This is a genomic window from Streptomyces sp. NPDC058701 (assembly GCF_042715295.1).
GTDB lineage: Bacteria > Actinomycetota > Actinomycetes > Streptomycetales > Streptomycetaceae > Streptomyces.
This window is the reverse complement of the sequence record NZ_JBHXSY010000146.1, coordinates 1-1,400: the sequence shown is the minus strand read 5'-3', so window position 1 is coordinate 1,400 and position 1,400 is coordinate 1. Positions and strand designations below refer to the sequence as shown.

The window sequence follows — 1,400 nt, the reverse complement described above, 5'->3', positions numbered from 1 at the left end:
CACATGCCTGGTGTTCGGCTTGGTCGCGGTGAAGTCGCGCCGCAGCAGGTCGGGCACCGGTGTCGCCGACGGCTCGGGAACCGTGGTGCGGACCTTCTTGCGCAGGTGCAGCCCGACGATGCCGAATGCGCGCATGACCCGCTCTACGCGCTTGTGATTGACTCGCCGCCTGGCGTCCCTCAGCTCGGCAGTGACACGCGGAACCCCGTAGGTGCCATCCGATTCCTCATGGATTCGCGCGATGCGTTCGGCGAGCTCGGCATCGGCTCGGGCCCGGCCGGCCCGCGCCTCCTCACCGGCCAGGTGCCGGTAGAAGCCCGAACGGGAGACCCGCAGTATCCGGCACAGCCGCTTGACGCCGAAGACGCCACGATGATCATCGACAAACTGAAAGCGGCTGCTCACCAGCTGGTCTCGCCCGCAAAATACTTCGCGGCCCTCCGCAGGATCTCCCGCTCCAGCTCGAGCTCCTTCACCCGCGCCCGCAACTGCCGGTTCTCCTTCTCCATCGCGGTGGCCTCCACCGCTCCGGGCCGGGCGGCCTGCCCGGCGTCCCGCACCCAGGTGCGGAGCGTCCCGTGGTTGATGCCCACGTCCTTGGCCACCGACGCATACGTCCCACCCGGGCTGGCGTGGTAGAGCGCGACGGCATCGGCCCTGAACTCAGCCGAGTACTTCGACGTCCCCAACGGGAACTCCTGTCCTATGGATCCTCACGATCCAATGATCAGGGTGTCCACGACCACGGGGAAACGTCCGGAGCCGTGGGCCGCGTGGTTCGCCCATGGTCCGCTGTCGTCAGTGAACCGCCACATGATCGCTGACAGGAAGTCTCAGGGACCGCAGGCCGGTTCCCGACCGCTCACAGACCCCAGTCGCGGCATCGAACCGGAGCGGGCCATGCCTGCGGCGCCCGACCCGTTGCCCTGGCGTAAGCATGCACCTTCCGTGTTGGTGCTGCGGGGGAAGCGCCCGGCGCGTTCTGGGGCGGTACCACCGATCGCCCCTCTCCCCGATTAAGGCCGCTGTCCAACCCGCCGACCGCATCGGGATTTCCAGGGCTTGAGGGGCGCCACCTCTCCAGCCGCGGTGCCTTCACTTCGGCCCGGGAGGCCATCTCGCAGCCCTCCACCCGCCGCCGGCTGGTCACCCGGAGCCCTTCTGTTTCCGTCCGGCAGTCTGCGAGATGCGGGTATACGCGGTGTCGAGGGCTTCACCGCGCCGGGCGGTGGGGGCTACCCAGTCGATCCGACCGCCCGCACGCATGAGCACCCGGAGATCGGGCCTGCGCCGGTCAGGTGGGTCTGCGTGGGGCAAGCGGTCCGTCCTGCGATTCCCTATGGGGGTTGAGGGTGGTGAGGGTCAGGAGGGTGGCGAGGGTGATGAGGAGGTAGTGCTGG

1 pseudogene is annotated in these 1,400 nt (G+C 68.6%); it reads right to left on the bottom strand.

Annotated elements, in window-relative coordinates:
• A pseudogene (locus ACFWW8_RS38600) lies at positions 1-689 on the bottom strand (IS3 family transposase); the annotation flags it as partial.
• Between the last annotated feature and the right edge of the window lie 711 nt (positions 690-1,400).